Source organism: Mycobacterium sp. E3339 (assembly GCF_001666915.1).
In the GTDB taxonomy this organism is placed as follows: domain Bacteria; phylum Actinomycetota; class Actinomycetes; order Mycobacteriales; family Mycobacteriaceae; genus Mycobacterium.
Window position 1 is genome coordinate 1 of sequence record NZ_LZIZ01000240.1, and the last position, 3,020, is coordinate 3,020.

The 3,020-nt window shown below is 73.1% G+C and carries 5 protein-coding genes; all 5 read left to right on the forward strand.

Annotated features, from left to right (window positions below; translation table 11 throughout):
* Positions 1-579 (forward strand): dihydropteroate synthase (folP, locus tag A5702_RS22585; protein WP_068223906.1); only part of this gene is annotated, 579 nt, incomplete at its 5' end.
* Entirely contained in the window at positions 572-973 is a 402-nt protein-coding gene (folB, locus tag A5702_RS22590) for a dihydroneopterin aldolase (RefSeq protein ID WP_055405388.1), read from the forward strand. The genes folP and folB, both read left to right, overlap by 8 nt.
* Positions 970-1,506 carry a 2-amino-4-hydroxy-6-hydroxymethyldihydropteridine diphosphokinase gene (gene folK, locus A5702_RS22595; RefSeq protein ID WP_067818993.1) on the forward strand — a complete coding sequence of 179 codons (537 nt, stop codon included), beginning with the start codon at positions 970-972 and terminating at the stop codon, positions 1,504-1,506. Before folB ends, folK begins: the two co-directional genes overlap by 4 nt.
* Positions 1,506-1,982: a DUF3180 domain-containing protein gene (locus A5702_RS22600; RefSeq protein WP_055399825.1), complete on the forward strand. Its 477-nt coding sequence runs from the start codon at positions 1,506-1,508 to the stop codon at positions 1,980-1,982. Before folK ends, A5702_RS22600 begins: the two co-directional genes overlap by 1 nt.
* A gap of 85 nt (positions 1,983-2,067) precedes the next feature.
* On the forward strand, positions 2,068-3,020 hold a 953-nt coding region (locus A5702_RS22605), incomplete at its 3' end, for a DUF6779 domain-containing protein (protein ID WP_369817966.1).

Below are 3,020 nucleotides of genomic sequence, written 5' to 3' on the forward strand. Positions count from 1 at the left end.
GACGTCGCGCGGGCCGCGCTGCAGCACGGCGCGCGCATCGTCAACGACGTGTCGGGGGGACGCGCCGATCCCGCGATGGCGCCGCTGGTCGCCGACGCCGGCGTGTCCTGGGTGCTGATGCACTGGCGGTCGGTGGCCGCCGACCGCCCGCATGCGGACACCCATTACGACGACGTGGTGGGCGAAGTGCGGGCCGAGCTGCTCGCCAGCGTCGACGCGGCGGTGGCCGCGGGCGTCGACCCCGCGAAGCTGGTGATCGACCCGGGCCTCGGGTTCGCCAAGACGGCTCAACACAATTGGGCGCTGCTCCGCGCGCTGCCCCAGTTGGTCGCCACCGGAATCCCGGTGCTCTTGGGCGCATCGCGGAAGCGGTTCCTCGGTACGTTGTTGGCCGGGCCGGACGGCTCGCCGCGACCGCCCCCCGGCCGCGAGACCGCCACCGCGGTGATCTCCGCGCTGGCGGCGCTATACGGGGCGTGGGGCGTTCGCGTGCACGACGTGCGGGCCACCGCCGACGCCCTCAAGGTGGTGGGGGCCTGGGCGCACACCGAAACATGGCGGGCCGGAGACGATGGCTGATCGAATCGAGTTGCGGGGGTTGACGATTCGTGGGCGGCACGGAGTCTTCGATCACGAGCGCGCCGACGGGCAGGACTTCGTCGTCGACATCACCGTGTGGATCGACCTCGCCGCGGCGGCCGCCAGCGACGAACTGGCCGACACGTACGACTACGCGGCCCTGGCCCAGCTCGCCGCCGAGGTGGTGGCCGGTCCGCCGCGCAACCTGATCGAAACCGTCGGGGGCGAAATCGCCGACGGGGTGATGGCAGACGGGCGGGTGCATGCCGTCGAGGTGGTGGTGCACAAGCCGCGGGCCCCCATCCCCCAGCAGTTCGACGACGTCGCGGTCGTGGTGCGCCGGTCTCGGCGTGGCGGCCGCGGTTCGGTGATCCCGGCGGAGCGGCGCCTATGACCTGGGTGGTGCTGTCCGTCGGCTCCAACTTGGGCGACCGCCTGGCGCGCCTGCAGTCGGTTGTCGACGGGCTGGGTGAGACGGTGCTCGCGGTGTCCCCCGTGTACGAGACCGACCCGTGGGGCCGGGTCGACCAGGCGCCGTTTCTCAACGCGGTGCTGATCGCCAACGACCCGGACTGCGACGGCCAGTGCTGGCTGCGCCGCGCCCAGGAGTTCGAGCGCGCGGCCGGGCGGGTGCGCGGCGAGCGCTGGGGGCCGCGCACCCTCGACGTCGACCTGATCGCCTGCTACGGCGAGACGGAGGTGATCTCCCGCGAGAACAACCTGACACTCCCGCACCCGCTGGCCCATTTGCGGGCCTTCGTCATGATCCCGTGGCTTGCCGTCGACCCGGATGCCCAACTGACGCTCGCCGACGGCCCGCGGCCCGTGGCGAGCCTGCTGGCCGAGCTCGAGCCGGCCGACCGGGACAGCGTCCGGTTGACCAGCCTGACGCTCCAGCGGGCGGCCGATCGGAAACCGGAAACCTGATGGGCCCAACCAGGAAACGTGACCTGACGGTCGCGGTGGTCGGCGCCGCGGTGGTGGGGTACCTGCTCGTGACGGCCCTGTACCGCTGGTTCCCGCCCATCACGGTGTGGACCGGCCTGTCGCTGCTGGCCGTGGCCGTCGGCGAAGCGCTGTGGGCCCGCTACGTGCGGGCCAAGATCGGCGACGGCGAGATCGGCGTCGGCCCCGGCTGGCTGCATCCGCTCGCCGTGGCCCGCAGCCTCGTGGTCGCCAAGGCGTCGGCCTGGGTGGGCGCGTTGATGCTGGGCTGGTGGGTGGGCGTGCTGGTGTACTTCCTGCCGCGGCGGTCCTGGCTGCGGGCGGCCGCCGAGGACACCACCGGGACCGTGGTCGCGGCCGTCAGCGCGCTGGCACTAGTCGCCGCCGCGCTATGGCTGCAGCATTGCTGCAAGTCGCCGCCGGATCAGACCGAGCACGGCGAAGGGGCGGAAAACTAGTCCGCTCACGCCCGCCCCCAAGCCGCCCGAGAATCGCCGGAGGAGGGCGACACGCGGATTGACCTCGCGCAGGTACAGTCAGGCCATGACCGTTCTGTCCCGCGGCGCCCGGGTTCGGCGCGGCGGCCGCAGGCCGGGGTGGGTGCTCTTGACCGCGTTGCTGGTCCTCGCGATGGGGGCCAGTTCCGCATTGGTTTTCACCAATCGGGTGGAACTTCTCAAGCTCGCTGTAATCCTGGCGCTGTGGGCCGCAGTCGCCGGTGCCTTCGTCTCGGTGCTGTACCGCCGCCAGAGCGACGCGGATCAGTCCCGCGTCCGCGACCTGAAGCTGGTGTACGACCTGCAGCTGGATCGGGAAATCTCGGCCCGCCGCGAGTACGAGCTGACCGTGGAGTCCCAGCTGCGCCGCGAGCTGGCCTCCGAGCTGCGCGCGCAGGCCGCAGACGACCTCGCCGAGCTGCGCGCGGAGTTGAGCGCGCTGCGCACCAGCCTGGAGATCCTGTTCGACACCGACCTCGCCCAGCGCCCGGCGCTGGAGACGCCCGAGGCCGAGGCGCCGCGCGAGCGCGCGTACAGCGAGTGGGACCGCAACGGCGAGACCCCCCGCGACGCGCCCTACGACTGGGTGGCCAGCGACCGGGTGGCCTCCGTCCCCCAGGAAAGCCGCGCCGACGAGACGGCGATCATCGACGTGCCCGAGGAACCGCTGCTGCCGCCGCGCCAGCCCGAGCCGCACCGCGAACGGGCCCCCTACCAGTACGAACCGCCGCCGGAGCCGGCCGCGCCGGCCCAGCCGGAGCCGTCCTACGTCACCGTCCCGCCGCAACCGGAACCGCGATTCGAACCCCCGCCACCCCCGCCGCAACCCGAGCCCGAGCCCCAGCCACAAGGTCAGGGTTGGCAGCCGGTGGGTGCGTCCGGATTGTGGTTGCCGCCCGGAACGCCGGGCAGCCATTGGGCCGGCTCCGACCAGACCGGCGCCCCGGCCGGCGAGACGCCGGGCCGGCGGCGGCGCGCCCGGCACTCCGCCGCCGGCGC

Bases quoted from the DNA above. Each gene is read 5' to 3' on its own strand.
- folK (WP_067818993.1), top strand. From the start codon at position 970: ATGACCTGGGTGGTGCTGTCCGTCGGCTCCAACTTGGGCGACCGCCTG.
- folB (WP_055405388.1), top strand. From the start codon at position 572: ATGGCTGATCGAATCGAGTTGCGGGGGTTGACGATTCGTGGGCGGCAC.
- A5702_RS22600 (WP_055399825.1), top strand. From the start codon at position 1,506: ATGGGCCCAACCAGGAAACGTGACCTGACGGTCGCGGTGGTCGGCGCC.